The organism is Xenophilus sp. Marseille-Q4582, assembly GCF_916700565.1.
Taxonomy (GTDB): Bacteria; Pseudomonadota; Gammaproteobacteria; order Burkholderiales; family Burkholderiaceae_C; genus Xenophilus.
The window spans coordinates 497,202-521,649 of sequence record NZ_CAKAKO010000003.1; the positions used below are offsets into that span (position 1 = coordinate 497,202).

Annotated in this window: 22 protein-coding genes; 8 read left to right on the top strand and 14 right to left on the bottom strand. The window is 68.5% G+C overall.

Annotation, left to right across the window (positions count from 1 at the left end):
* Window positions 1–14 precede the first annotated feature (14 nt).
* The 3 genes from LG388_RS12835 to LG388_RS12845 all read left to right on the top strand — a co-directional run bounded on the left by LG388_RS12835 (window position 15) and on the right by LG388_RS12845 (window position 3,383).
* Complete coding sequence (locus tag LG388_RS12835) at window positions 15–1,013, top strand: tripartite tricarboxylate transporter substrate binding protein (protein ID WP_225783120.1); 999 nt, start codon at window positions 15–17, stop codon at window positions 1,011–1,013.
* 214 nt (window positions 1,014–1,227) lie between these two features.
* The gene (locus tag LG388_RS12840) at window positions 1,228–2,631 is read left to right on the top strand and encodes a polyhydroxyalkanoate depolymerase (protein WP_225783121.1); all 1,404 of its coding nucleotides are present in this window, start codon (window positions 1,228–1,230) and stop codon (window positions 2,629–2,631) included.
* A gap of 107 nt (window positions 2,632–2,738) precedes the next feature.
* Window positions 2,739–3,383: an RnfABCDGE type electron transport complex subunit B gene (locus tag LG388_RS12845; RefSeq protein ID WP_225783122.1), complete on the top strand. Its 645-nt coding sequence runs from the start codon at window positions 2,739–2,741 to the stop codon at window positions 3,381–3,383.
* A gap of 10 nt (window positions 3,384–3,393) precedes the next feature.
* On the opposite strand, the gene LG388_RS12850 is transcribed toward LG388_RS12845, so the two are convergent.
* Genes LG388_RS12850 through scpA form a run of 7 tightly spaced genes read right to left on the bottom strand, consistent with a single transcriptional unit; the run spans window position 3,394 to window position 12,407 of the window.
* On the bottom strand, window positions 3,394–3,897 hold the full coding sequence (locus tag LG388_RS12850) for a VOC family protein (RefSeq protein WP_225783123.1): 504 nt from the start codon (window positions 3,895–3,897) through the stop codon (window positions 3,394–3,396).
* Window positions 3,894–4,922: a biotin synthase BioB gene (bioB, locus tag LG388_RS12855; protein ID WP_225783124.1), complete on the bottom strand. Its 1,029-nt coding sequence runs from the start codon at window positions 4,920–4,922 to the stop codon at window positions 3,894–3,896. Before bioB ends, LG388_RS12850 begins: the two co-directional genes overlap by 4 nt.
* On the bottom strand, window positions 4,922–6,976 hold the full coding sequence (gene accC / locus LG388_RS12860) for an acetyl-CoA carboxylase biotin carboxylase subunit (RefSeq protein ID WP_225783125.1): 2,055 nt from the start codon (window positions 6,974–6,976) through the stop codon (window positions 4,922–4,924). Before accC ends, bioB begins: the two co-directional genes overlap by 1 nt.
* Before the next feature lie 21 nt (window positions 6,977–6,997).
* Window positions 6,998–7,636: a hypothetical protein gene (locus LG388_RS12865; protein WP_225783126.1), complete on the bottom strand. Its 639-nt coding sequence runs from the start codon at window positions 7,634–7,636 to the stop codon at window positions 6,998–7,000.
* 17 nt (window positions 7,637–7,653) lie between these two features.
* Window positions 7,654–9,198: an acyl-CoA carboxylase subunit beta gene (locus LG388_RS12870; RefSeq protein ID WP_225783127.1), complete on the bottom strand. Its 1,545-nt coding sequence runs from the start codon at window positions 9,196–9,198 to the stop codon at window positions 7,654–7,656.
* A 33-nt stretch (window positions 9,199–9,231) separates the two neighbouring features.
* Entirely contained in the window at window positions 9,232–10,254 is a 1,023-nt protein-coding gene (meaB, locus tag LG388_RS12875; protein WP_225783128.1) for a methylmalonyl Co-A mutase-associated GTPase MeaB, read from the bottom strand.
* The gene (gene scpA, locus LG388_RS12880; protein ID WP_225783129.1) at window positions 10,251–12,407 is read right to left on the bottom strand and encodes a methylmalonyl-CoA mutase; all 2,157 of its coding nucleotides are present in this window, start codon (window positions 12,405–12,407) and stop codon (window positions 10,251–10,253) included. The genes meaB and scpA overlap by 4 nt, the downstream gene beginning before the upstream one ends.
* Before the next feature lie 152 nt (window positions 12,408–12,559).
* Between scpA and LG388_RS12885 the strand changes: the two genes are divergently transcribed.
* A complete protein-coding gene (locus tag LG388_RS12885) occupies window positions 12,560–13,210 on the top strand; it encodes a GntR family transcriptional regulator (protein ID WP_225783130.1) in 651 nt (216 codons plus the stop codon).
* A gap of 195 nt (window positions 13,211–13,405) precedes the next feature.
* Here LG388_RS12885 and dusA read toward each other — a convergent pair whose 3' ends face one another.
* From dusA to LG388_RS12900, 3 genes are all read right to left on the bottom strand, one after another.
* Window positions 13,406–14,413 carry a tRNA dihydrouridine(20/20a) synthase DusA gene (gene dusA, locus LG388_RS12890; protein ID WP_225783131.1) on the bottom strand — a complete coding sequence of 336 codons (1,008 nt, stop codon included), beginning with the start codon at window positions 14,411–14,413 and terminating at the stop codon, window positions 13,406–13,408.
* A gap of 90 nt (window positions 14,414–14,503) precedes the next feature.
* On the bottom strand, window positions 14,504–15,082 hold the full coding sequence (locus LG388_RS12895; RefSeq protein WP_225783132.1) for a hypothetical protein: 579 nt from the start codon (window positions 15,080–15,082) through the stop codon (window positions 14,504–14,506).
* Between the two features lie 64 nt (window positions 15,083–15,146).
* Window positions 15,147–15,386, bottom strand: a complete 240-nt coding sequence (locus LG388_RS12900; RefSeq protein WP_225783133.1) for a hypothetical protein — start codon at window positions 15,384–15,386, stop codon at window positions 15,147–15,149.
* Window positions 15,387–15,660: 274 nt separating this feature from the next.
* On the opposite strand from LG388_RS12900, the gene LG388_RS12905 reads away from it, so the two are divergent.
* Entirely contained in the window at window positions 15,661–16,068 is a 408-nt protein-coding gene (locus LG388_RS12905) for a hypothetical protein (protein ID WP_225783134.1), read from the top strand.
* An 18-nt stretch (window positions 16,069–16,086) separates the two neighbouring features.
* On the opposite strand, the gene ybaL is transcribed toward LG388_RS12905, so the two are convergent.
* Together ybaL and phbB are read right to left on the bottom strand one after the other, a co-directional pair.
* A complete protein-coding gene (gene ybaL, locus LG388_RS12910; protein ID WP_225783135.1) occupies window positions 16,087–17,796 on the bottom strand; it encodes a YbaL family putative K(+) efflux transporter in 1,710 nt (569 codons plus the stop codon).
* 142 nt (window positions 17,797–17,938) lie between these two features.
* Window positions 17,939–18,676: an acetoacetyl-CoA reductase gene (gene phbB / locus LG388_RS12915; RefSeq protein WP_225783136.1), complete on the bottom strand. Its 738-nt coding sequence runs from the start codon at window positions 18,674–18,676 to the stop codon at window positions 17,939–17,941.
* Between the two features lie 312 nt (window positions 18,677–18,988).
* Between phbB and LG388_RS12920 the strand changes: the two genes are divergently transcribed.
* The 3 genes from LG388_RS12920 (at window position 18,989) to LG388_RS12930 (ending at window position 21,310) form a co-directional block, all read left to right on the top strand.
* A complete protein-coding gene (locus tag LG388_RS12920; RefSeq protein WP_225783137.1) occupies window positions 18,989–19,555 on the top strand; it encodes a nucleoside 2-deoxyribosyltransferase in 567 nt (188 codons plus the stop codon).
* Between the two features lie 213 nt (window positions 19,556–19,768).
* Complete coding sequence (locus LG388_RS12925) at window positions 19,769–21,037, top strand: alpha/beta fold hydrolase (protein WP_225783138.1); 1,269 nt, start codon at window positions 19,769–19,771, stop codon at window positions 21,035–21,037.
* A gap of 36 nt (window positions 21,038–21,073) precedes the next feature.
* A complete protein-coding gene (locus LG388_RS12930) occupies window positions 21,074–21,310 on the top strand; it encodes a hypothetical protein (protein WP_225783139.1) in 237 nt (78 codons plus the stop codon).
* Window positions 21,311–21,364: 54 nt separating this feature from the next.
* Here the strand turns inward: LG388_RS12930 and LG388_RS12935 are convergent, their stop codons facing one another.
* A complete protein-coding gene (locus tag LG388_RS12935) occupies window positions 21,365–22,543 on the bottom strand; it encodes an acetyl-CoA C-acetyltransferase (RefSeq protein ID WP_225783140.1) in 1,179 nt (392 codons plus the stop codon).
* Between the two features lie 70 nt (window positions 22,544–22,613).
* The gene (phaC, locus tag LG388_RS12940) at window positions 22,614–24,347 is read right to left on the bottom strand and encodes a class I poly(R)-hydroxyalkanoic acid synthase (protein ID WP_225783141.1); all 1,734 of its coding nucleotides are present in this window, start codon (window positions 24,345–24,347) and stop codon (window positions 22,614–22,616) included.
* Between the last annotated feature and the right edge of the window lie 101 nt (window positions 24,348–24,448).

Consider the following 24,448-nt stretch of genomic DNA (forward strand, 5'->3'; position numbering starts at 1 on the left):
TTCCAAGGAACCCCATGAAGACCCCCGCTCGCACGCGCCGCCGCGCGCTCTGCCTCGCACTGGCCCTGTCGGCCGCCGGCCTCGCGCCCGTCAGCGCGCTGCACGCCCAGGAGCCCTGGCCCGCCAAGCCGATCAAGCTGGTCGTGCCCTTCCCGCCCGGCGGCGGCACCGACCTGGTGGCCCGCGCCCTGGGCCAGAAGCTGTCGGAGCGGCTCAAGCAGGCGATCGTGATCGACAACAAGCCGGGCGCCGCCACCCTCATCGGCACCGACGCCGTGGCCAAGGCCCCGGCCGACGGCTACACGCTGCTGCTCTCGGGCTCCACCAGCTACACCGTCAACCCGGCGCTGCGCGCCAAGCTGCCCTACGACCCGGTCAAGGACCTGGCGCCCATCGCCGTGGTGGCACGCACGCCCCTGGTGCTCGTCGTGAAGGGCGACGCCCCGTATGCGAGCGTCGATGCCCTGGTGGCCGCCGCCAAGGCCAGGCCGCAATCCATCCGCTATGCCAGCTTCGGCAGCGGTTCGGGCCCGCACCTGGCCGGCGAGCTGTTCGCGCTGGCCGCGGGCGTCAAGCTGCAGGAAGTGCCCTACCGCGGCAGCGCCCAGGCCACGATGGCCGTGATTTCGGGCGAGATCGAGATGGGCATCGACACCGTGGCCGCCGCGGCGCCGCACATCCAGGCCGGCAAGCTGCGCGCACTGGGCATCGTGGGTCCCAGCCGCTCCAGCCTGCTGCCCGAGGTGAAGACGATGGCCGAGCTGAAGCTGCCCGACGCCACCTTCGACGCGTGGTACGGCTTTGCCGCGCCCGGCGGCACGCCCGCGCCCGTGGTGCAGCGCCTGGCCACCGAAGTGAAGGCCGTGATGGCGGACCCCGCCCTGCAAAAGCAGCTGCGCACCCAGGGCATGGAGCCGGTGGTGATCGAAGCGGCCGCTTTCCGCACGCTGATCGACACGGAAATCGCGCGCTACCTGGCGCTGGCGCATCGCGCTGGTATTGCTCCCCAATAGGCCGGCGCGTGCGGCCTGACGGGGGCGGTGGGCACCCATGCGGGCCCGCCGGCTTCGGGGCCGCGGCCCGCGGCGCCGTCTCAAACGTGACTTTCGTCACATCTTCGGTGCGCCTGCCGTGCGGTTCTTCGCACCCGGCAGCGGCTTCGCGCCCTGCGCGCGCCGCCCCGCGCTGATATATTGCACTGCAGCGAAACCACCCGCCCCACCTGCGATGCTGTACCAACTCTATGAAACCCAGCGCTCCCTGATGGAGCCCTTCGCGGATTTCGCCCAGGCCGCATCCAAGCTCTTTTCCTCGGGCGCCGTGTTCAGCCAGCTGCCGATGGCCCAGCGCGTGGCCGCGGGCTACGATCTGCTCTACCGCCTGGGCAAGGACTACGAGAAGCCCGAATTCGAGATCAAGACCGTGCAGGTGGACGGGACCGACGTGGTGATCCTCGAGGTCATCGCGCTCGAGAAGCCGTTCTGCCAGCTGCGCCGCTTCAAGCGCTTCACCGACGACGTCGGCACCCTGGCCACGCTCAAGAGCCAGCCCGTGGTGCTCATCGTGGCCCCGCTGTCGGGCCACTACGCCACGCTGCTGCGCGACACCGTGCGCACCATGCTGCAGGGCCACAAGGTCTACATCACCGACTGGAAGAACGCCCGCCTCGTGCCGCTGTCCGAGGGCGAATTCCACCTGGACGACTACATCCACTACGTGCAGGACTTCATCCGCCACCTGCAGGCGGAGTACGGCAACTGCCACGTGATGAGCGTGTGCCAGCCCACCGTGCCGGTGCTGGCGGCCATTTCGCTGATGGCCAGCCGCGGCGAGACGCTGCCGCTGTCCATGACCATGATGGGCGGCCCCATCGACGCGCGCCGCTCGCCCACCTCGGTGAACAACCTGGCGACCAACAAGAGCTTCGAGTGGTTCGAGAACAACGTGATCTACCGGGTGCCGCAGGGCTTCCCGGGCGAAGGCCGCCGCGTGTACCCGGGCTTCCTCCAGTACACGGGTTTCGTGGCCATGAACCCCGACCGCCACGCGAACAGCCACTGGGACTATTTCAAGGACCTGATCAAGGGCGATGACGCCAGCGCCGAGGCGCACCGCAAGTTCTACGACGAGTACAACGCCGTGCTCGACATGGACGCGGACTACTACCTCGAGACCATCCGCACCGTGTTCCAGGAATTCGACCTCGTCAACGGCACCTGGGACGTGAAGAGTCCCAGCGGCGAAGTGGAGCGCGTGCGGCCGCAGGACATCCGGAACTCGGCCCTGCTGACCATTGAAGGCGAACTGGACGACATCTCCGGCTCCGGCCAGACCCAGGCCGCGCACGACCTGTGCACGGGCATCGAGAACGGCCAGCACTTCGAGGTCAAGGGCGCCGGCCACTACGGCATCTTCAGCGGCCGCCGCTGGCGCGAGCAGGTGTACCCGCGCGTGCGCGACTTCATCGCCGCGAACGACCAGCGCCCGGCGCGCGCCGCGCGCGAAGAACTGGCCCTGGCGGCCGAGGACGCCGCCCCTGCCGGCGGGGCGCTGGCGGTACGCAAGCGCACGGCCGTGGCCGCGCCGCGCAAGACAGCCGCCGCCAGCCGCGCGCCCGCCAAGCGCGCCTGATCCGCGCTGCGCCCCTGCCGGCGCCCCCATCGCGGGCGCCGGTGCTTTTCCGGCCTACGATTCCGCCGCGCCGGCCTGGCCAGGCCGGGCGCGGCATACTTGCCCGCATGACCCGCCTTGCCGACCGCCTGCTCGATGCCCTGCCCCAGACGCAGTGCACCCGCTGCGGCTACCCGGACTGCGCAGGCTATGCCGAAGCCATCGAACGCGGCGAAGCCGGCATCGACCAGTGCCCGCCCGGCGGCGATGAAGGCGTGCGTCGGCTGGCCGCGCTCACGGGCGCTGCCGCGCGCACGCTGAACCCGGCCTTCGGCACCGAAGGCCCGCGCCTGCTGGCCGTGATCGACGAAGCCTGGTGCATCGGCTGCACGCGCTGCCTGGACGCCTGCCCCACGGACGCCATCCTCGGCGTCAACAAGCACATGCACACGGTCATCGCCGCGCAGTGCACGGGCTGCGAGCTGTGCCTGCCCGCCTGCCCCGTGGATTGCATCGCCTTCGAAGACGCCGCGCCCGGCCGCACGGGCTGGCAAGCCTGGTCCGCACCGCAGGCCGAGGCGGCCCGCGCGCGCTACGCCGCCCACCGCGCGCGGCGGCAGGCGCCCCCAAGCCCGGGCCGGCAGCCCGCCGCGCCGGTCGACGCCGCCGCGACCGAGGACGCCGCCACGCAACAGGCGGCCCGCAAGCGCAGCGTGGTGGAAGCCGCGCTGGCCCGCGCGCGCGCCGCGGCCCAGGCGCGCCAGGGCGCCTGACGGGCGAGCGTCAGCCGCCCGGGGCAGCCGCCAGGGCCGCGAAGGCCTTCACCACCTCGGGCGGCGCCTGCACCAGCTCGATCAGCACCCCTTCGCCACTGATCGGGAACGCCTCGTTGCCCTTGGGGTGCAGGAAGCAGATGTCGAAGCCTGCCGCGCCGCGGCGGATGCCGCCGGGCGCGAAGCGCACGCCCTGCGCGCTGAGCCAGTTCACTGCCTGCGGCAGGTCGTCGATCCACAGGCCGACATGGTTGAGCGGCGTGGCGTGCACCGCCGGCTTCTTCTCCGGGTCCAGCGGCTGCATCAGGTCCACCTCGACCTTGAACGGGCCTTCGCCGATCGCGCAGATGTCCTCGTCGACGTTCTCGCGCTCGCTCTGGAAGGTGCCCGTCACGGCCAGGCCCAGCATGTCCACCCAGAGCGTCTTGAGCTTGTGCTTGTCCAGCGCACCGATGGCGATCTGCTGGATGCCCAGCACCTTGAAGGGCCGCGTGGGGTTCATCGCCGTGTTCATGCGTGCGCTCCGTGTTCGTGCTGCGTCACCTGCACCTGCCGCGTGCCGTAGCCCAGCTTGTCGAGCAGGCGCCGGTCGGCGTCGGCGTCGGGATTGCCCGTCACCAGCAGCTTGTCGCCGTAGAAGATGGAGTTGGCGCCGGCCAGGAAGCACAGCGCCTGCACCGGCTCGCCCAGTTGCTGGCGGCCCGCCGACAGGCGCACGCGCGCCTGGGGCATCAGGATGCGCGCCACGGCGATCACGCGCACGAAGTCCAGCGGATCGATCGGCTCGCTGTCCGCCAGCGGCGTGCCGGGCACGCGCACCAGGCTGTTGATGGGCACCGACTCGGGGTACGGATCGAGGTTGGCCAGCTGGGCCAGGAGGCCTGCGCGGTGCACCGGCGCCTCGCCCATGCCCACGATGCCGCCGCAGCACACGCGGATGCCGGCTGCGCGCACATGCGCCAGCGTGTCCAGCCGGTCCTGGTAGCTGCGCGTGTCCACCACGTCGCCGTAGTACTCGGGCGCGGTGTCGAGGTTGTGGTTGTAGTAATCCAGGCCCGCTTCGCGCAGGGCCTGCGCCTGGTGCGATTCGAGCATGCCCAGCGTGGCGCAGGACTGCATCCCCAGCCCCTTCACGGCCTGGATCAGCTCGGCCACTTTCTCGATGTCACGGTCCTTGGGCGCGCGCCAGGCCGCGCCCATGCAAAAGCGCGTAGCCCCGGCGTCCTTGGCCGCCTGGGCGGCGCGCGTCACCTCCTCCACGCTCATGAGCTTCTGCGCCTTCACGCCGGTGTCGAACTCGGCGGATTGCGGGCAGTAGCCGCAGTTCTCGGGGCAGCCGCCGGTCTTCACCGACAGCAGCGTGGCCAGCTCGATGTCGCGCGCGGGCCAGTGCGCGCGGTGCACGGTCTGGGCGCGGAACATCAGCTCGTCGAAGGGCAGGTCCAGCAGTTCCTGCACCGCTTCCACCGACCAGCGGCCCTGCGGCGCGGCGGCCGCCGGACGGCGGACCCGGATCACGGACAACGCATTCGCGTCCATCAGACGAACTCCAGGATCACCTGATCCACCGCCAGCGACTCGCCCTTGGCGGCCGAAATCTTGCCCACCACGCCGTCCTGCGCGGCGAACAGCACGTTCTCCATCTTCATGGCTTCGATCACGGCCAGCTTCTCGCCGGCCTGCACCTGCTGCCCCTCCTTGACGGCCACGTCGACCAGCAGGCCGGGCATGGGCGACATGAGGAACTTGCTCAGGTCCGGCGGGGCCTTGAAGGGCATCAGCTGATGCAGGCGCGCGCCCAGGGGCGACAGCACCAGGGCCTCGATCTGCGTGCCTGCGTGCTGCACGCGCAGCGCCAGCGGGTTCTTGCCCGCGCCACGCTCCACCTGGGCCGTGAAGGCCTGGCCGTTCACGTGGCCCTGCACCCGGATGCTGCCGAGCGCCGAGCGGCTGTCGATGCGGTAGGCCTTCTCGCCCACCTGCACGGCGCTGGTGCCGGTGCGGCCCTCATAGTCGCTCACGGCAACGGGCGTGTGCACATGCCGCCCATCGGCCGCCAGGGTGACGACCACGAACTGCTCGCCCACCTTCACGCCATGGCCGGCCAGCTGGCCGCTGATGCCCGAGGCCCGCGCGCGCAAGCGGCGGTGCATGTAGGCCGCCAGCGCGACCAGGAACTGCGGATCGCTGTGCGGCACGTCTTCGGCGCGGAAGCCCTGGCCGTAGTGTTCGGCGATGAAGCCGGTGTTGAAGTCGCCCGCGACGAATTTGGGATGCGCCAGCAGCGCCGCCTGGAAAGGGATGTTGCTGTGGATGCCGCGGATCACGAAGCCATTGAGCGCCTCGCGCATCAGCTCGATCGCATGCGCGCGGTCACGCCCGTGCACGATCAGCTTGGCGATCATCGAGTCGTAGTACATCGGGATCTCGCCGCCCTCGTACACGCCGGTGTCCACGCGCACCCCATATTCATCGGCCGCATTGGGCTGCGAGGCCGACAGTTGCTCGTCCGGCGGCTGGAACTTCACCAGCCGGCCGGTGGAGGGCAGGAAGTTGCGGAACGGGTCCTCGGCGTTGATGCGGCATTCGATGGACCAGCCCTCGCGCTTCACGTCTTCCTGGCGGATCGCGAGCTTCTCGCCCGCGGCGACGCGGATCATCTGCTCCACCAGGTCCAGCCCCGTGATGCACTCGGTCACCGGGTGCTCCACCTGCAGGCGCGTGTTCATCTCCAGGAAGTAGAAGTCCTGGTTCTTGCCGACCACGAACTCCACCGTGCCCGCGCTCTGGTACTTGACGGCCTTTGCCAGTGCCACGGCCTGCTCGCCCATGGCCTTGCGCGTGGCCTCGCTGATGAAGGGCGACGGCGCCTCCTCGATGACCTTCTGGTGGCGGCGCTGGATGGAGCATTCGCGCTCGTTCAGGTAGATCACGTTGCCATGTGCGTCGCCCAGCACCTGGATCTCGATGTGGCGCGGCTGTTCGACGAACTTTTCGATGAAGATGCGGTCGTCGCCGAAGGAGTTGCGCGCCTCGTTCTGGCAGGCCGTGAAACCTTCCAGCGCTTCCTTGTCGTTGAAGGCCACGCGCAGGCCCTTGCCGCCACCGCCGGCGCTGGCCTTGATCATCACCGGGTAGCCGATGTCCTTCGCGATCTGCACCGCGCGCTCGGCCGATTCGATGGCGTCGTTCCAGCCCGGGATGGTGTTGACCTTGGCCTCGTTGGCGAGCTTCTTGGAGGCGATCTTGTCGCCCATGGCCGCGATGGAATAGTGCTTGGGGCCGATGAAGGCGATGCCCTCTTCTTCCACGCGCTTGGCGAAGGCCTCGTTCTCCGACAGGAAGCCGTAGCCCGGGTGCACGGCTTCGGCGCCGGTCTTCTTGCAGGCTTCGATGATGCGGTCGGCCTGCAGGTAGGACTCGCGCGAGGGCGCCGCGCCGATGTGCACGGCCTCGTCGGCCAGCTCCACGTGGCGCGCGTCCTTGTCGGCGTCCGAGTACACGGCCACCGTCAGGATGCCCATCTTGCGGGCCGTCTTGATGACGCGGCAGGCGATCTCGCCGCGGTTGGCGATGAGTATTTTCTTGAACATGATGATCTTCTTGCCCGCGCTTCAGACAGCGCAGTTGTCCAACAGCGTTTGAATATTGGCTTTCCGCTCTGAGGCTGGCGGCATCCGGGTGAGCAACGATTGCGGGCCACCTCTACGTGTCACCATCTTCTTCAGCGAAATCTCGTGCCATCCGAGGTTGAAGCACACCTCGTCGGAATGATCTGCTGTTGCAAAGAACTCGACGAAGCTCCAATCGGGAAGGTGATCATTGATCCACCACGCCAGCGCCTCGTAGGGCACCGTTCCCGCAAAGATCGCACGCGAGACACGGGGAATGCTGATGCAAGCAGTTGCGCCCATCCCATTCTTGGCACTCGGGTGGTCCCAGGTGTGAAAGCCATCGTTATCTGAGGCGCAGTTCGCCTTGCCGACGCCTGCCGCATTCACGGCCCTGCTCCGATAGCCTGAGCGAACGTGGATTCGGCCGAACCGCGCCTGCAACGGCTCCAGCAGCAACGCACAGAGCCTGGAGCCAGCCTCAATGGCAAAGTCGACTCGTTCTTTGTCAGGAACATTGCGCAGTTTGTGATGCACGGCGAGTTCACTGTAGAGAAATTCTCGGAAATGAAAGCTCGCCGACAAAGGCACTCTGCCTAGCCTGTCCAAACCAGAGTAGCTATCGGGATCGAAGCGTGCCATAGCTTGCACTCGGTGGCTCACAGCGGAATGTTCCCGTGCTTGCGCCACGGGTTCTCGAGCTTCTTCTCGCGCAGCATCACCAGCGAGCGGCAGATGCGCTTGCGCGTCTCGCGCGGCAGGATCACGTCGTCGATGTAGCCGCGCGCCCCTGCCACGAAGGGGTTGGCGAAGCGGGCCTTGTACTCGGCCTCGCGGGCAGCGAGCTTCTCGGGGTCGTTCTTGTCCTCGCGGAAGATGATCTCCACCGCGCCCTTGGCGCCCATCACCGCGATCTCGGCGCGCGGCCAGGCCAGGTTGACGTCGCCGCGCAGGTGCTTGGAGGCCATCACGTCGTAGGCGCCGCCGTAGGCCTTGCGGGTGATGACGGTGATCTTGGGCACCGTGCATTCGGCGTACGCGTACAGCAGCTTGGCGCCGTGCTTGATGATGCCGCCGTACTCCTGGCTGGTGCCAGGCATGAAGCCGGGCACGTCGACGAAGGTCACGACGGGGATGTTGAAGGCATCGCAGAAGCGCACGAAGCGCGCCGCCTTGATGGAGCTCTTGATGTCCAGGCAGCCGGCCAGCACCAGCGGCTGGTTGGCGACGATACCCACGGTCTGCCCTTCCATGCGGGCGAAGCCGATGACGATGTTCTTCGCGTAGTCGGGCTGCAGCTCGAAGAAGTCGCCGTCGTCCACCACCTTGGCGATCAGCTCCTTCATGTCGTAGGGCTTGTTCGGGTTGTCAGGCACCAGCGTGTCCAGCGACGCATCGGCGCGGTCGGCCGGGTCGCCCAGGCCGTCGTTGCCCAGGCGCACGGGCGGCTTCTCGCGGTTGTTGAGCGGCAGGTAGTTGTACAAGCGGCGCAGCATCAGCAGCGCCTCCACGTCGTTCTCGAAGGCCAGGTCGGCCACGCCGCTCTTGGTGCTGTGCGTGATGGCGCCGCCCAGCTCCTCGGCCGTCACGCTCTCGTGCGTCACGGTCTTCACCACCTCGGGGCCGGTGACGAACATGTAGCTGGAGTCCTTCACCATGAAGATGAAGTCGGTCATGGCCGGCGAGTACACGGCGCCGCCGGCGCACGGGCCCATGATCAGGCTGATCTGCGGCACCACGCCCGAGGCCATCACGTTGCGCTGGAACACGTCGGCATAGCCGCCCAGCGAGGCCACGCCTTCCTGGATGCGGGCGCCGCCCGAGTCGTTGAGGCCGATCACCGGCGCCCCGACCTTCATGGCCTGGTCCATCACCTTGCAGATCTTCTCGGCATGGGCCTCGCTGAGCGCGCCGCCGAAGACCGTGAAGTCCTGGCTGAAGGCGAAGGCCAGACGGCCGTTGATCATGCCGTAGCCGATCACCACACCGTCGCCCGGGATCTTCTGCTCGGCCATGCCGAAGTCCACGCAGCGGTGCTCGACGAACATGTCCCATTCCTCGAAGGTGCCGTCGTCGAACAGCAGCTCCAGCCGTTCGCGCGCGGTGAGCTTGCCCTTGGCATGCTGGGCCGCGATGCGCTTCTCGCCGCCGCCCAGTCGCGCCGCGGCGCGCTTTTTCTCCAACTGTTCCAGGATGTCTTGCATGGTGCTCGGGGTTGAGGGTCCGGATGAAAGATGTCAGGCCATGCGCACGGGCGCGGCCTGCGCGGCCAGCAGCTGGCGCGCGGCGGTGGATGCGGCGATGCGGCCGGCCGCCACCTCGCCTTGCAGCGAGGGCAGCAGCTCGCACACCTGCGGATGCTGGCGGAAGGCCTGCTTGAGCCCGGCGTCGATGCGTTCCCACATCCAGGCCAGGGCCTGTTTCTCGCGCCGCGCGGCCAGGCGGCCATTGGCGGCCTGCAGCTGGCGGAAATCCTGCACCGCCTGCCAGAAGGCGTCGATGCCCTGACCCCGCAATGCGCTGAGCTGCATCACGCGCGGATGCCAGCGTGCCTCGTCATGGCGTGCGTGGTCGGGGTTCCCGTGCAGCCCCAGCAGGCGCAGGCTCGACGTGATCTGCGCCTCGGCGCGCGTGGCGGCAGCCTGGTCCAGGTCGGCCTTGTTGATCACCACCAGGTCGGCGATCTCCATCACGCCCTTCTTGATGGCCTGCAGGTCGTCGCCCGCGTTGGGCAACTGCAGCAGCACGAAGATGTCGGTCATGCCGGCCACGGCGATCTCGCTCTGGCCCACGCCCACGGTCTCGACGATCACCACGTCATAGCCCGCGGCTTCGCACACCAGCATGGCCTCGCGCGTCTTCTCGGCCACGCCGCCCAGCGTGCCCGAGGAAGGGCTGGGCCGGATGTAGGCGCGCTCATCCATCGACAGCCGCTCCATGCGCGTCTTGTCGCCCAGGATGGAGCCGCCCGAGACGGTGGAAGAAGGATCGATGGTCAGCACGGCCACGCGGTGGCGCTGGCCGATCAGGTGCAGGCCCAGGGCCTCGATGAAGGTGCTCTTGCCGACGCCGGGCACGCCGCTGATGCCCAGGCGAAAGGCCTGGCCCGTGCGCGGCAGCAGCGCCGTCAGCAGCTCGTCGCCCTGCGCGCGGTGGTCGGCGCGCGTCGATTCCAGCAGCGTGATGGCCTTGGCCATCGCGCGCCGCTGCACGGCCGACGGGCCGCCCGTGATGCCGTCGATGAGGGCCGCAGGCCTCACGCCACGGCCTTGCGGATCTGCTCCAGCACGTCCTTGGCGCTGGCCGGGATCGGCGTGCCGGGGCCGTACACGCCCTTCACGCCGGCTTCGTACAGGAAGTCGTAATCCTGCGCCGGGATCACGCCGCCCACGAACACGATGATGTCGTCGGCGCCCTGGTCCTTGAGCGACTGGATGATGGCCGGCACCAGCGTCTTGTGGCCGGCGGCCAGCGTGCTCACGCCCACGGCATGCACATCGTTCTCGATGGCCTGGCGCGCGCATTCCTCGGGGGTCTGGAACAGCGGGCCCATGTCCACGTCGAAGCCGAGGTCGGCGAAGGCCGTGGCCACCACCTTGGCGCCGCGGTCGTGGCCGTCCTGCCCCAGCTTGGCGATCATCACGCGCGGGCGCCGGCCTTCGGCTTCGGCGAATTCGTCGATCTCGGCCTTGAGTTTTTCCCAGCCCTCGGCCGAGTCATAAGCGGCTGCGTACACCCCGGTCACCTTCTGCGTATCGGCGCGGTGGCGCCCGAAGACCTTTTCCAGCGCGTCGCTGACCTCGCCCACCGTCGCGCGCAGGCGGATGGCCTGGATGGACAGCTCCAGCAGATTGCCCTCGCCGCTTTGGGCGGCGGCCGTGAGCGCGTCCAGCGCCTGCTGCACGGCGGCGGCATCGCGCGTGGCGCGGATCTTGGCCAGGCGTGCAATCTGCCCCTCGCGCACCTTCATGTTGTCGATCTCGAGGATGTCGACCGGGTCTTCCTTGGCCAGCTTGTACTTGTTGACGCCGACGATCACGTCCTTGCCCGAATCGATGCGCGCCTGCTTCTCGGCGGCGGCCGCCTCGATCTTGAGCTTGGCCCAGCCCGAGTCCACGGCCGCCGTCATGCCGCCCATGGCCTCGACCTCCTCGATGATCTTCCAGGCCGCGTCGGCCATGTCCTGGGTCAGCTTCTCCATCATGTAGCTGCCGGCCCAGGGGTCGATCACGTTTGTGATGTGTGTCTCTTCCTGGATGATGAGCTGCGTGTTGCGCGCGATGCGCGCGCTGAACTCGGTGGGCAGCGCGATGGCTTCGTCCAGCGCGTTGGTGTGCAGCGACTGCGTGCCGCCGAACACCGCCGCCATGGCCTCGATGGTGGTGCGCACCACGTTGTTGTACGGGTCCTGCTCCGTGAGGCTCCAGCCGCTGGTCTGGCAGTGCGTGCGCAGCATCAGGCTCTTGGGGTTCTTGGCGTCGAAGCCCTTCATGATGCGGCACCACAGCAGCCGCGCGGCGCGCATCTTGGCCACTTCCAGGTAGAAGTTCATGCCGATGGCCCAGAAGAAGGACAGGCGGCCCGCGAAGGCGTCCACGTCCAGGCCCGAGGCGATGGCGGTCTTCACGTACTCCTTGCCGTCGGCCAGCGTGAAGGCCAGCTCCAGCGCCTGGTTGGCGCCCGCCTCCTGCATGTGGTAGCCGGAGATCGAGATGGAGTTGAACTTCGGCATGTGCCGCGCCGTGTAGCCGATGATGTCGCCGATGATGCGCATCGAGGGCTTGGGCGGGTAGATGTAGGTGTTGCGGACCATGAACTCCTTGAGGATGTCGTTCTGGATGGTTCCGCTCAGCTGGTCCTGGCGCACGCCCTGCTCTTCGGCCGCCACCACGTAGCCCGCCAGCACGGGCAGCACGGCGCCGTTCATGGTCATGGAGACGCTGACCTTGTCCAGCGGAATCTGGTCGAACAGGATCTTCATGTCCTCCACGCTGTCGATGGCCACGCCGGCCTTGCCCACGTCGCCGGTCACGCGCGGGTGGTCGCTGTCGTAGCCGCGGTGGGTGGCCAGGTCGAAGGCCACCGACACGCCCTGCCCGCCCGCGGCCAGCGCCTTGCGGTAGAAGGCATTGGATTCCTCGGCGGTGGAGAAGCCCGCGTACTGGCGGATGGTCCAAGGGCGCACCGCGTACATGGTGGCCTGCGGGCCGCGCAGGTAGGGCTCGAAGCCGGGCAGCGTGTCGGCGTACGGAAGGCCGGCCGTGTCGGCCGCCGTGTAGAGCGGCTTGACGGCGATGCCGTCGGGCGTGATCCAGTTCAGCGCGTTCACGTCGCCGCCCGGGGCGGACTTGGCGGCGGCCTTGTGCCAGTCGTCGAGGGTGGCTTTCTGGAAGCCGGGATCGGATGCGCTCATGGAAGGGGTGGCCCTCAAGGTAATGCCAGCCGCGCCGGCCGGCGCGGCGGGTCGATCTGCGAGGCCCTGCGGTGGGAGCCTCGCGGCTGCATGGGAGTCTACGCGATCCGTAATTATTAATTCAAACAACTTTCTGCAGTACAGTCGCGTCCATGTCCGCCCTCCCCCTGACGCCCCGCGCCCTCTACGAAGAAGTGGCCGAACTGCTGCGCCAGCGCATCTTCCGGCGCGAGCTGGAGCCGGGCAGCTGGATCGACGAGCTCAAGATCGCCGAGGAATTCGGCATCAGCCGCACGCCGCTGCGCGAGGCGCTGAAGGTGCTGGCCGCCGAGGGGCTGGTCACGATGAAGCTGCGCCGCGGCGCCTACGTGACCGAGGTGTCGGAGCGCGACCTGGCCGACGTGTACCACCTGCTGGCGCTGCTGGAAAGCGACGCAGTGGCCGTGGTGGCCGCGCGGGCGAGCGACGCGCAGATCGCCGAGCTGAAGGCGCTGCATGCCGAACTGGAAGCCGCCGCGCAGCCGGGCCAGGTGGACCGCGAACACTTCTTCGCCGTCAACGAGCGCTTCCACATGCGCGTGCTGGCCATCGCCGACAACCGCTGGCGCGACCAGATGGTGGCCGACCTGCGCAAGGTCATGAAGCTCAACCGCCACAACTCGCTGCTCAAGGCCGGGCGCATCGAGGAATCGCTGGCCGAGCATCGCGCCGTGATGGCCGCCATCGAGGCGCGCGACCCGCAGGCGGCGATGGCGCAGATGCAGGCGCATTTCAGCCACGGGCTGGAGGCGGCCGGCGGCTGAACGCCGGCGCCGCGTCAAGCGCCAGGCGCACATCGCTGCCGCCGGAGAGGGCTCAGGCAGCGCCAAGGCGCGCCGGGCACCGGACGACGCCCGCCCCCACGGGCCTGCCGGCACAACTGCGGTCGACGAGCACCGGGGCGTGCGCGCCCACGAAAACCCGCGGCCGGCGCGCCCGGGCAGGCCGGCGGCGCGGGATCAGTCCACCGGCGAAGGCGCGGGCTGGCTCGCCAGCCGCATCACTTCATGCGGCGGCCGCGCCTTCAGCCGGTGGTCGCTCCACACCTGCCGCCAGCGCCGCGCGCCGGGCAGGCCGTGGCGCAGGCCCAGCATGTGGCGCGCGATGTTCCACCAGGGCGTGCCATGCTCGGCCGCCTCGCGCGCCATGTACTCGCACATCTGCAGCTCAACCTCTTCGCGCGTCAGCGCACGCGGCGCCTCGCCGAAGAACGCGCTGTCCCAGCGCGCGAGCCACCAGGGGTTGTGGTAGGCCTCGCGGCCGATCATCACGCCGTCGAGCAGGCGCAGGTGCTCGTGCACCTGGGCGTCCTGCCGGATGCCGCCGTTGAGCGAGAAGCGCAGCGCCGGAAAGTCGTGCTTGAGCCGGTGCACGAGCGCGTAGCGCAGCGGCGGGATCTCGCGGTTTTCCTTGGGCGACAGGCCCTTGAGCCAGGCGTTGCGCGCATGCACGATGAAGGTGCGGCAGCCGGCCTCGCTCACGGTGCCCACGAAATCGCGCACGAAGTCGTAGCTCTCGACCTTGTCGATGCCGATGCGGTGCTTGACGGTGACGGGCACGCGCACCGCATCGACCATGGCCTTCACGCAGTCGGCGACCAGCCGCGGTTCGGCCATCAGGCAGGCGCCGAAGGCGCCGCGCTGCACGCGCTCGCTCGGGCAGCCGCAGTTGAGGTTGATCTCGTCGTAGCCCCAGGCTTCGCCCAGTTGCGCGCAGCGCGCCAGGTCCGCCGGCTCGCTGCCGCCCAGCTGCAGGGCCACCGGATGCTCTTCGGCATGGAAGCGCAGATGCCGCGACACGTCGCCATGCAGCAAGGCGCCCGTGGTCACCATCTCGGTGTAGAGCAGCGCGCGGCGCGTCAGCAGGCGGTGGAAGAAGCGGCAATGGGTGTCCGACCAGTCCAGCATGGGCGCCACGGACAGGCGGTCGGCGGCAAAGGCCGGAAGGGGGGAGGAATTCAGAACCATGGTCGTCGCGAGCCGCCGAGGCGCGGCCCGCCCGCGATTGTCGGCCACTCGCCGCAGTGCGGCGCCGGCACACAGCCGGCCGGTGGCTCGTCAGGGGTGCAGCCGGTCCAGCGGCCCCATCGAAGTGCGCAGCCCGTGGTAGTCGGTCGGGCCGCTGTGCTCGGGCGGATGGCCGGCCGTGGCCAGCCAGGCGGCGATGCTGGGGAGCCGTCGCTCGAAATGCGCCTGCAGCGCTGGCCAGTCCGCCTCGGGCCCGGCCGCGGCCATGACTTCCAGCGCTTCCACGGCCAGCGTGCGCAGGCTGGTCACCATGGCCAGGCCGCGGCCGTCCAGCTGCTGCAGGCTGGCTTCGCGGCCCTGCGCCAGGATTTCCTCGAGGATGCGCCGATGCACGCCGACATCGGCCCGGTTGCCATGTGCGCAGGCATCGGCCAGCTCACGGAACACCCAATGCATGTTGGACGCGAACAGTGCCGCGATGTGATCGGCCTGCCGGCCGCTGCGCAACGCCGCTTCGCGCTGCAGCTGGGCCCCCCACATCAGCGCCATCAGCACGCCGATGGCCTGGATCCAGGCCGCCCACTCGAAGGAGGTCTGCGGCTGCGCCACCCAGAGCACGGCGCCAAGACCCAGCAGGGCCGCACCCACCACGAGCGCCAGGCGGTTCATCGGGCACGGCTCCCGCGCGGGCGGCCCGCCATCCCCGCGTGCGCCGTGCATCGGCCGGGGCGCCTCATTCCAGGCGGGGCCCCACGCCCGCCACGGGACCCCGCGCGCCGAACAGCCGGCGCATGGCCGCCACGCCCATCACCAGAGCGTCGGCATAGCTGCCGAAGCCTTCGCAGGAGCTTTCCAGCAACTGGTACGGCAGGATGTCGTCCTTCAGGCCTTCCACGGCTTCCAGGAGCACCCAATGAAACTCCCCGGGCTCCAGTTCCTGAACGGTGAGGGCAATGTTCCGCAGTTGAGGCATGAAGCGACGCGTCGTGCGCGCAGCAAAAGTCGGGCACCCATGGTAGGGCGCGTGCTGGCTGAGGAGGGAGCAAGAAATTCACGTTCAGAAACATTATTTTCCAATTCGGACTCATTTGACACAAATTTCCCGGCTCCGGATGCGTGGCCTACAGGGGCCGACGGGCGTCCGGGCAAGCACGGCGGCGCCCTTCCTACGCGGCGGCGGCGGCGCAAGGCCTAGGCTGGCGGCAAAACCAGCACCGCGGCCGTGCCCGCCGAACAAGGAGCCTTCCATGAGAAATTTCGCGATCAGTTCCGACATGCTGGCGACCCTCGGCGGCGCCTTCTATCCCACGGGCCACGCCGTGCTGATGTTCGAAAGCCCCGAGCAGGCGCGCCGGGCGGCCGACCAGCTCGTGGACCGTGGGGCGCTCCAGGCCGACGCCATCCAGTACATTGCGCCCGAGACGCTGCTGAGCCAGATCGCGCCCACGGTGTCGGACGCCGACAATCCGCTGCCCTCCCCCGGCACGGATGCCGCCACGGTGCGCGCGTTCACGGCGCTCGCGCGCGAGGGGCACGCCGCCCTGCTGGTGCCCACGCCCGACGACGCGGCGCGCGACGCCGTCATGGCGGCGCTGGAGGGCCTCAAGCCCAGCATGGCCCAGCGCTACCGCGCGCTGGTGATCGAGGATCTCTGACCCCGCGGCCAGCGCCGGTCAGGCGGGCGCCGTGGGGGTTGCGCGCTGGAGCACATCGCGCACCATGGCCTGTGCCAGTTCGTGCTCGCCCAGGAACACCGTCGCCTGGCTTTCCTGCGCCAGCAGTTCCGCCTCGGCCTCGTTGTGGCTGCGCACGACGATCTGGATCTGCGGATTGAGGGTGCGCGCGGTCTCGATCATCTGCCGCACATTCATCGCGTCGGCGATGGCCACCACCAGCACGTGGGCGCGCGCGATGTGCGCCTGGATCAGCACCGCCGGCTCCGCTGCGTCGCCCCAGACTGCGGCGGCCCCCTTGTCGCGCAGCCGCTCGATCAGCTCGCGGTTCTGGTCGGCGATCACGAAGGGGATGTCGCGCGCCCGCAGTTCGCGCGCGATGCGCCGGCCCACGCGTCCGTAGCCCACCAGCACCACCTGCTTGGACAGGTACCTGGCCTCGGTGCTCATGGGCAGTTCGGCCAGCGGGTCCTCGCGCGCCTCCATGCGCCGGGCAAAGGCGGAGTGCTTCTGCAGCCAGGCCTGGATGGGCTGGATGCCGCGAAAACACAGCGGGTTGATGGCGATGGAGATCAGCGCGCCGGCCAGCACCAGGCTCTGCGCCTCGGGCGGCATCATCTGGTACTTGAGCCCCAGCGCGATCAGGATGAACGAGAACTCGCCGATCTGCGCCAGGCTGGCGCTTACCGTGAGCGCCGTCGCCAGCGGGTAGCGGAAGGCCAGCACCAGCGCGCAGGCCGCGAAGGACTTGCCCACCACGATCACGAGCACCACGGCCAGCACCTGCAGCGGGCGCTCCAGCAGCACGCTGGGGTTGAACAGCATGCCGACCGACACGAAGAACAACACGGCGAAGGCATCGCGCAGCGGCAGCGACTCCTCGGCCGCGCGATGGCTGAATTCCGATTCGCGCATCACCATGCCGGCGAAGAAGGCCCCGAGCGCGAAGGACACGCCGAACAGCGCCGAGGAGGCATAGGCGATGCTCACCGCCGCGGCCACCACGCACAGCGTGAACAGCTCGCGCGAGCCCGTGCGCGTGACCTGCCACAGCAGCCACGGAAAGACGCGCCGCCCCACCACGAGCATCAGCAGCACGAAGCCGCCCACCTGCAACAGCGTGATGCCCAGCGTGCGCCAGATGTCGGCCGCGTCCACCGCGTCACCGGCCTGCGCCTGGCCGCCCAGCAGCCCGGCCAGCGGCGGCAGCAGCACCAGCACCAGCACCATCGCCAGGTCTTCCACCACCAGCCAGCCGACGGCGATGCGGCCGGTGTGCGTGTCGAGGATGCCCAGGTTCTCCAGCGCCCGCAACAGCACCACCGTGCTCGCCACGGACAATGCGAGGCCGAAGACCAGCGCCGCACCCAGCGACCAGCCCCACCACATCGACAGGCCCACGCCCATCAGGGTGGCCGTGGCGATCTGCACGATGGCGCCGGGCAGCGCAATCTTGCGCACCGCCAGCAGGTCGTCCAGGGAGAAATGCAGCCCGACGCCGAACATCAGCAGCATGACGCCGATCTCGGCCAGCTGCGCGGCGATGTCGGGGTCGGCCACGAAACCCGGCGTATAGGGTCCGATGATCACGCCCGCCAGCAGGTAGCCGACCAGCGCCGGCAGCCGCAGGCGGGCGGCGAAGAAACCCAGCACCAGGGCCATGCCCAGGGCGGCTGCGATGGTGTAGATCAGTGAGGCGCCGTGGTGCATGCGAGGCATTGTGCAAGAAGCCCGCCCGCCGCGCGTTCGCAGGCTTTCCTGTGCGCGGCCCGCTGAAATGGAAACAGCCCGCGCGAGGCGGGCTGTCCGTCGGAACGATCGCGGCGCGCCCGGCAGCGGGCCGCGCCCGGCTTCAGTGCATGTGCAGGCCGCCGTTCACCGAGAAATCGGCGCCCGTCGAATAGCTGCCTTCGTCCGAGGCCAGCCAGGAGATGATGGACGCGATCTCGCTGGGCTCGCCCAGGCGCTTGACCGGAATGGTGCCCACGATCTTGTCCAGCACCTCCTGACGGATGGCCTTCACCATGTCGGTGCCGATGTAGCCCGGGCTCACGGTGTTGACCGTCACGCCCTTGCTCGCCAGCTCCTGCGCCAACGCCATCGTGAAGCCGTGCATGCCGGCCTTGGCCGCCGAGTAGTTGGTCTGGCCGGCCTGGCCCTTGGCGCCGTTGACCGAGCTGATGTTGATGATGCGGCCCCAGCCCTTTTCCACCATGTCGCCCACCACCTGCTTGGTGACGTTGAACATGCTGTTGAGGTTGGTCTCGATGACGGCTGTCCAGTCCTCGGGCGTCATCTTCACGAACATGCGGTCGCGCGTGATGCCTGCGTTGTTCACCAGCACGTCGATGCTGCCATGTTCGGCCTTGGCCTTGCCGAAGGCCTCGACGGTGGAATCCCAGTTGCCCACGTTGCCGACCGACGCATGAAAGATGAACCCCAGCTCCTTCTGCTCGGCCAGCCACTTCGCGTAGTCCCGCGTCGGACCGCAGCCCGCCACGACCGTGAAGCCGTCCTTGAACAGGCGCTGGCAGATAGCGGTACCAATGCCTCCCATGCCACCGGTGACGTATGCGACTTTCTTGCTCATCTGAAATTTCCTTGGTATTGCATGCCCCGATTAATGTGCCGGAGCGAAGCCACTTTAGCCACGTTTGTCCTTGCTCCTCGCTCAGGAAAACACTAGGCCTTGTCACGCCGTGCAACCAGCTTGCGAAGCCCATCCTGCGTCAACTTTGTGCCAGCGCCTTTCCGGCCCGAGAAGCCCTGGAAGGGTGCGTTTGGAAAAGCAGATCTAGCCGCGTTCGCTCTTTTGATCGCGCTCAAAACTTCACGCACTCACGCGCAACTTTTTGGCTGGCTGCACACACGACACACGGGCGTCACACGGACAATGGGGACGATGCCCAGCCCTTCCCTGCGTCCCCGCATCTACCTGGCCGGTCCCGACATTTTTCTGGCGGCCAGCGCCCAGCGCTTTCAGGCGCTCAAGGCTGCCTGCGCGCGCCATGGCCTGGAAGGCCTGGAACCGTCGGATGGCGGCATTCCCGCCGACTTTGCAGGCAGCGACGACGAGCGCGCGCAACGCATCTATCAAGCCAACCTCCTGCGCATCCAGCAGGCCGATGCGGTCCTCGCCCATCTGTGCGACTTCCGTGGCCTGGAGCCCGACTCGGGCACGGTGTTCGAGGTGGGCTATGCCGCGGCTCTGGGCAAACCCATCGCCGCTTACGGTGTGGCGGCGCAAAGTTATGCCACCCGCGTGGCAGCCGTGCGGCGCTGCGCGACCGACGCGGACGGCACGCTGCGGGAGTGCGACAGCGGCACCATCGTCGAAGGCCTGGGGCAGCGGCTGAACCTCATGCTGACCGGCGCCGCCACGCTCCACGCCAGCCCTGCCGAGGCACTGGCATGGCTGGCGCAGGCCCTGCGAGTCGGCGCCAGCGGCCCTGGCGGCAGAAACGGCTGATCCCGCCGCCCCTCAAAAAAATTGACGTCGACCCGCGAGGCCGGCCGCGCCAGCGGGTCCGTTCGACCTTTTGACGATTGATAACCGAATTCCCAGTTCTGTTACCTTCCATGCGGTGGGCGCCCGGCGCCTTATCCCCACAAGGTCTGCGATGCAGTGTGTCTTGCGCTTCGTCACTATGCCAACCCGGCCCGGGGCGACCTGGCCATCCGCGTGCTGCGTGTGGCGGCGACGGATGCAGCCCACCGCCAGGGGGCGCTGTTCTTCAACCCGGGAGGACCCGGCCAGGATGGCCTGGCGACCCCGGTAGAGTTTTTTCAGATCTTTGCCGGCAGCGATCCAGCGCACTCGCAAGGCGCCCTGCAACTTCGCCTGCTTGCCGAGTTCGACCTGATCGGATTTTCGCCGCGAGGCACGGGCGACAGCACAGCGCTGACCTGCGTGACGCCGCTGCGAGAACGCGCTGTGGACTACAGCCCGGCCGGCCTGGCCGCCCAGAATCTGGAGAGTGCTTTCTTCAACCTGGCCACGATCGCCGAAGCGTGCCACCGCAACCCCCTCACGCCCTTCATCAGTTCCGACACCACGGCGCGGGACATGGACCTGCTGCGGGCCGTGCTGGGCGAACAACGGGTGAACTATTTCGGCGTGCCCTATGGCACCTGGCTGGGCGCCTGGTACGCCAGCCTTTTCCCGGATCGGGTCGGCCGCATGCTTCTCGACAGCAGTTGGGACTTCGGCAGCACCATGGAGCACAACTTCAACCAACATCCGAAGAGCTTCCACCGGGTGCTGGATGAGGTTCTGCTCCCGTATGCCACGCGGCATCCCGAAGCCTTCGGGCTGGGCACCTCCACCGCCTCGCTTCGAACCGCGCTGTTGGGGCTTCCGGACCCCCTGTTGGACGTGCTGAGCCTTCCTCTGTTCGAGCTGAGCTATTACGCCTGGGACGCCGAACGGCATCTGGATCACATCAAGGCGGCCCTGGTGCTGCAGCGGCTGATGGAGCCAGGAGAGCCCTCGGACGAAGGCCGCGTCCGGCAGGGCATCGAGGACAGCGTGTTCGTCGCCGGTGACGTACAGCGGGACCAGGCGATTCGAGAGGTTGCGCATGCGGTCTTCGACAGCTATGTCCAGCGATGGCTGGCGCCGCCACCTCCCAAGAGTCTGACGCAGGACCCGATGGCCTCCACCTACTGGGCCGTGCGCTGCAACGACACGCCGAGCACGCGGGACCGCGCGTACTGGGTCGACCTGCTGCACACGCTCGCGCCCGACTATCCCTTGTTCTACTCGGTCCTGCTGGACAACCCCTGCCCCTTCTGGACGACCGGCGGGGTGCAAAAGCCGCCCATCACGCCGATGCAGAAGCTGGACATCCTGCTTGTGCAGTCGCAGTTCGATGCGCCCACCCCCAAGGAAGGCGCCGATGCGCTGTTTGCGGCGCTGCCGGCTGCACACCGCGTCTATGTACCGGGCTAGCACCAACATGGCGTCTATCCCTATCTGGACGCCTGCGTGGACCTGCACGTCACGCGCTACCTGCTGGGGGAGAGCCCCACCGACCGCGAGACGACCTGCCCGGCCCAGCTCCTGTATCTCGACTGGCTCGCGCAGCAAGCAGTGCAACGCGGATCCGCGCGCGCCATGGCTGCGCCGGTGAAATCGGCCTACACGGATCCGTCGCATGCGCTCGACCTCATCGAGCGCTTCAAGAAACACCACCAGCCGCACCGGTCACCGCGGAAGCCGTGACCGGCCGGCCGGGCCGGACCCCTGTCCCAGACGGCCGGCCGCCGGCCGCAGGGATCAGCGCTCGAGGGCGAGCGCCACCCCCATGCCGCCGCCGATGCACAGGCCTGCCAGGCCCTTCCTGGCGCCGCTGCGCTTCATCTCGTGCAGCAGCGTCACCAGGATGCGGCAGCCCGAGGCGCCGATGGGATGGCCGATGGCGATGGCGCCGCCATTGACGTTGACCTTGGCCGGGTCCACGCCCAGCAGCTTGTTGACCGCGCAGGCCTGGGCCGCGAAGGCTTCGTTCAGCTCGAAGAGGTCGACGTCGCCCACCTTCCAGCCCGCGCGCTGCAGCGCCTTCTGCGAGGCCGACACCGGACCCAGGCCCATGGTGGCCGGATCGAGCCCGGTGGTCGCGTAGCTGGCGATGCGCGCCAGCGGCGTCAGCCCCAGCGCCGCGGCCTTCTTGGCCGTCATGACCACCACGGCGGCCGCGCCATCGTTGATGCCCGAGGCATTGCCGGCCGTGACCGAGCCCGCCTTGTCGAAGGCCGGGCGCAGGCCCGCAAGCGCCTCGGCACTGGTCTTCTTGTTGATGAATTCGTCGGTGTCGAACACCACCGGGTCGCCCTTGCGCTGCGGGATGCTGACGGGCGTGATCTCTTCCTTGAACTTGCCGGCTTCCTGCGCGGCGGCGGCCTTCTTCTGGCTGTTCAGGGCCAGCGCGTCCTGCTGCTCGCGCGTGATGCCTTCCTGTTTGGCCACGTTCTCGGCCGTGATGCCCATGTGGTACTGGTTGTACACGTCCCACAGGCCGTCGACGATCATCGAATCGATCATCTTCCAGTCGCCCATGCGCTGGCCGTCGCGGCTGTTCAACAGCACGTGCGGGCTGGCGCTCATGTTTTCCTGGCCCCCGGCGACCACGATCTCGCTGTCGCCCGTGGCCACCGCCTGGTGGGCCAGCATCACGGCCTTCAGGCCCGAGCCGCACACGGCGTTGATGGTCAGGCCCGGCACTGCCTTGGGCAGCCCGGCCTTGAGCAGCGCCTGGCGCGCCGGGTTCTGGCCGGCGCCGGCGGCCAGCACCTGGCCCATGATGACTTCACCGACCTGCTCGGCGCCGAGCTGGGCGCGCTCCAGCGCAGCCTGGATGGCAATGCTGCCCAGTTCGGTGGCCGGCACCTTCGCCAGCGAGCCGCCGAACTTGCCCACGGCGGTGCGCGCGGCCGAAACGATGACGATGTCTTCCATGTGTTCTCTCCGTTGGATGATCTAGGGTTGGATGTTGCGAAGGCGCGCGCGGTGCCGCGGGTGCTGCTTCTCAGGCTTTGGCCTTCACGTAGCGGCCGGGCGCGGGCTCGATGGCCCGGTACTGGCTGCCCTTGCCATAGGCCCTGGGCGCTGGAATCTGCTTGCCGGCATGGCGCTTGAGCCAGGCGTCCCAATCGGTCCACCAGCTGCCGGGAAACTCCGTGGCGCCCTGCAGCCAGTCGGCATGCGAGGCCGGAAAGCGGCCGTCTTCGCGCAGCCAGTGGCTGCGCTTCTTCTTCTCGGGCGGGTTGATCACACCCGCGATGTGGCCCGAGGCGCCCATCACGAAACGCTTGGGGCCGGTGAGCACCTGCGTGGACGCATAGGCCCCGCCGATCGGCACGATGTGGTCTTCGCGCGAACCGTAGATGTAGACCGGCGCCTCGATGTCGCGCAGATCGATGCGGTGGCCGCAGACGGTGACGGCCTTCGGATCGGCCAGCTTGTCTTCCAGGTAGGTGTTGCGCAGGTACCAGCAGTACATGGGCCCCGGCAGGTTGGTGGCGTCGCTGTTCCAGTACAGCAGGTCGAAGGGCGGCGGCGTCTCGCCCTTGAGGTAGTTGCCCACCACGTAGTTCCAGACCAGGTCGTTGGGGCGCAGGAAGCTGAAGGTGGAAGCCAAGTCGCCGCCGGGCATCAGTCCGCCCTGGCCCATCTGCATCTCGCGGAACTTCACCAGGTTCTCGTCGATGAAGATGTCCAGGATGCCGGTGTCGTCGAAGCGCAGCAGCGTGGTCAGCAGCGTGACCGAAGCGGCCGGCTGCTCGCCGCGCGCGGCCAGCACGGCCAGCGCCGTCGACAGGATGGTGCCGCCCACGCAAAAGCCCAGCGTGTTGATCTGCCCGCCCTTCTTGTCCTGGCCGGTGATCTCGCGCACCACGCGGATGGCCTCGATGGCCGCCTTCTCGATGTAGTCGTCCCAGGTCGCGTGGCTCAGCGAGGCGTCCGGGTTGCGCCAGCTCACCACGAAGGTGCGGTGGCCCTGCGCCACGGCATGCCGGATCAGGGAGTTCTCGGGCTGCAGGTCCAGGATGTAGAACTTGTTGATGCACGGCGGCACCAGCAGCAAGGGCCGCTCGTGCACCTTGGCGGTCAGCGGCTTGTATTCGATGAGCTGGAACAGCTCGTTCTCGAACACCACCGCACCTTCGGTGGTGGCCACGTTGCGGCCCACCTCGAAGGCGCTTTCGTCCGTCATGCTCACATGGCCCTGGCGCAGGTCGTGCACCAGGTTCTGGATGCCCCTGGCAATGCTTTCGCCCTTGGTCTGCAGCGCCCTTTGCTGCGCCTCGGCGTTGAACGCCAGGTAATTGCTGGGGGCCGACGCAGCCATCCATTGCTCGACCGCGAAGCGCAGCCGCGCCTGGGTCTTCGGATCGGCATCGACCGCTTCGGCCATGGACAGCAGCGTGCGGGCATTGAGCAGGTAGACCGCCGCCGAGAAGGCCGCCACCGGGTTGCGCGCCCAGGCATCGCCGGCAAAGCGCTTGTCGCCCGCGGGCTGGGCGGCGAAGCCCTGGCGCCAGAGCTCGGTGGCCTGCTCCGCGTATTCGCGCTGCAGCTTCTGCAGCTTGTCGGCGTGGAAGGAGAACTGCGGCACGTTCCACGGTCCGGCCGCGGCCCCGCCGAAGGCCCCGCCCTGGCCCAGCTCACCGAAGGCGGCCAGGGCCTTCTGCCAGCTCTGGCCCAGCGCCTGCTGGAACGCGTCGAACATCGGGGTCGTCGCCGTTGAATCCGGGGTCATCTCGTCTGCCTCCTGTTCCTCGCCTGTGGGCACGGGCTCTGAGTATGCTGCAATTCAAAGTCCGGCCGCCGATGTCCGAGCGCGCCGCCCTCTCTTTGCGG

Coding starts and splice junctions, on each gene's coding strand:
- LG388_RS12885 (WP_225783130.1), top strand. CDS start 12,560: ATGTCCGCCCTCCCCCTGACGCCCCGCGCCCTCTACGAAGAAGTGGCC.
- ybaL (WP_225783135.1), bottom strand. CDS start 17,796: ATGCACCACGGCGCCTCACTGATCTACACCATCGCAGCCGCCCTGGGC.
- LG388_RS12845 (WP_225783122.1), top strand. CDS start 2,739: ATGACCCGCCTTGCCGACCGCCTGCTCGATGCCCTGCCCCAGACGCAG.
- phaC (WP_225783141.1), bottom strand. CDS start 24,347: ATGACCCCGGATTCAACGGCGACGACCCCGATGTTCGACGCGTTCCAG.
- LG388_RS12850 (WP_225783123.1), bottom strand. CDS start 3,897: ATGAACACGGCGATGAACCCCACGCGGCCCTTCAAGGTGCTGGGCATC.
- LG388_RS12870 (WP_225783127.1), bottom strand. CDS start 9,198: ATGCAAGACATCCTGGAACAGTTGGAGAAAAAGCGCGCCGCGGCGCGA.
- LG388_RS12835 (WP_225783120.1), top strand. CDS start 15: ATGAAGACCCCCGCTCGCACGCGCCGCCGCGCGCTCTGCCTCGCACTG.
- bioB (WP_225783124.1), bottom strand. CDS start 4,922: ATGGACGCGAATGCGTTGTCCGTGATCCGGGTCCGCCGTCCGGCGGCC.
- LG388_RS12905 (WP_225783134.1), top strand. CDS start 15,661: ATGAGAAATTTCGCGATCAGTTCCGACATGCTGGCGACCCTCGGCGGC.
- phbB (WP_225783136.1), bottom strand. CDS start 18,676: ATGAGCAAGAAAGTCGCATACGTCACCGGTGGCATGGGAGGCATTGGT.
- scpA (WP_225783129.1), bottom strand. CDS start 12,407: ATGAGCGCATCCGATCCCGGCTTCCAGAAAGCCACCCTCGACGACTGG.
- LG388_RS12865 (WP_225783126.1), bottom strand. CDS start 7,636: ATGGCACGCTTCGATCCCGATAGCTACTCTGGTTTGGACAGGCTAGGC.
- LG388_RS12935 (WP_225783140.1), bottom strand. CDS start 22,543: ATGGAAGACATCGTCATCGTTTCGGCCGCGCGCACCGCCGTGGGCAAG.
- LG388_RS12900 (WP_225783133.1), bottom strand. CDS start 15,386: ATGCCTCAACTGCGGAACATTGCCCTCACCGTTCAGGAACTGGAGCCC.
- LG388_RS12920 (WP_225783137.1), top strand. CDS start 18,989: ATGCCCAGCCCTTCCCTGCGTCCCCGCATCTACCTGGCCGGTCCCGAC.
- dusA (WP_225783131.1), bottom strand. CDS start 14,413: ATGGTTCTGAATTCCTCCCCCCTTCCGGCCTTTGCCGCCGACCGCCTG.
- accC (WP_225783125.1), bottom strand. CDS start 6,976: ATGTTCAAGAAAATACTCATCGCCAACCGCGGCGAGATCGCCTGCCGC.
- LG388_RS12895 (WP_225783132.1), bottom strand. CDS start 15,082: ATGAACCGCCTGGCGCTCGTGGTGGGTGCGGCCCTGCTGGGTCTTGGC.
- LG388_RS12840 (WP_225783121.1), top strand. CDS start 1,228: ATGCTGTACCAACTCTATGAAACCCAGCGCTCCCTGATGGAGCCCTTC.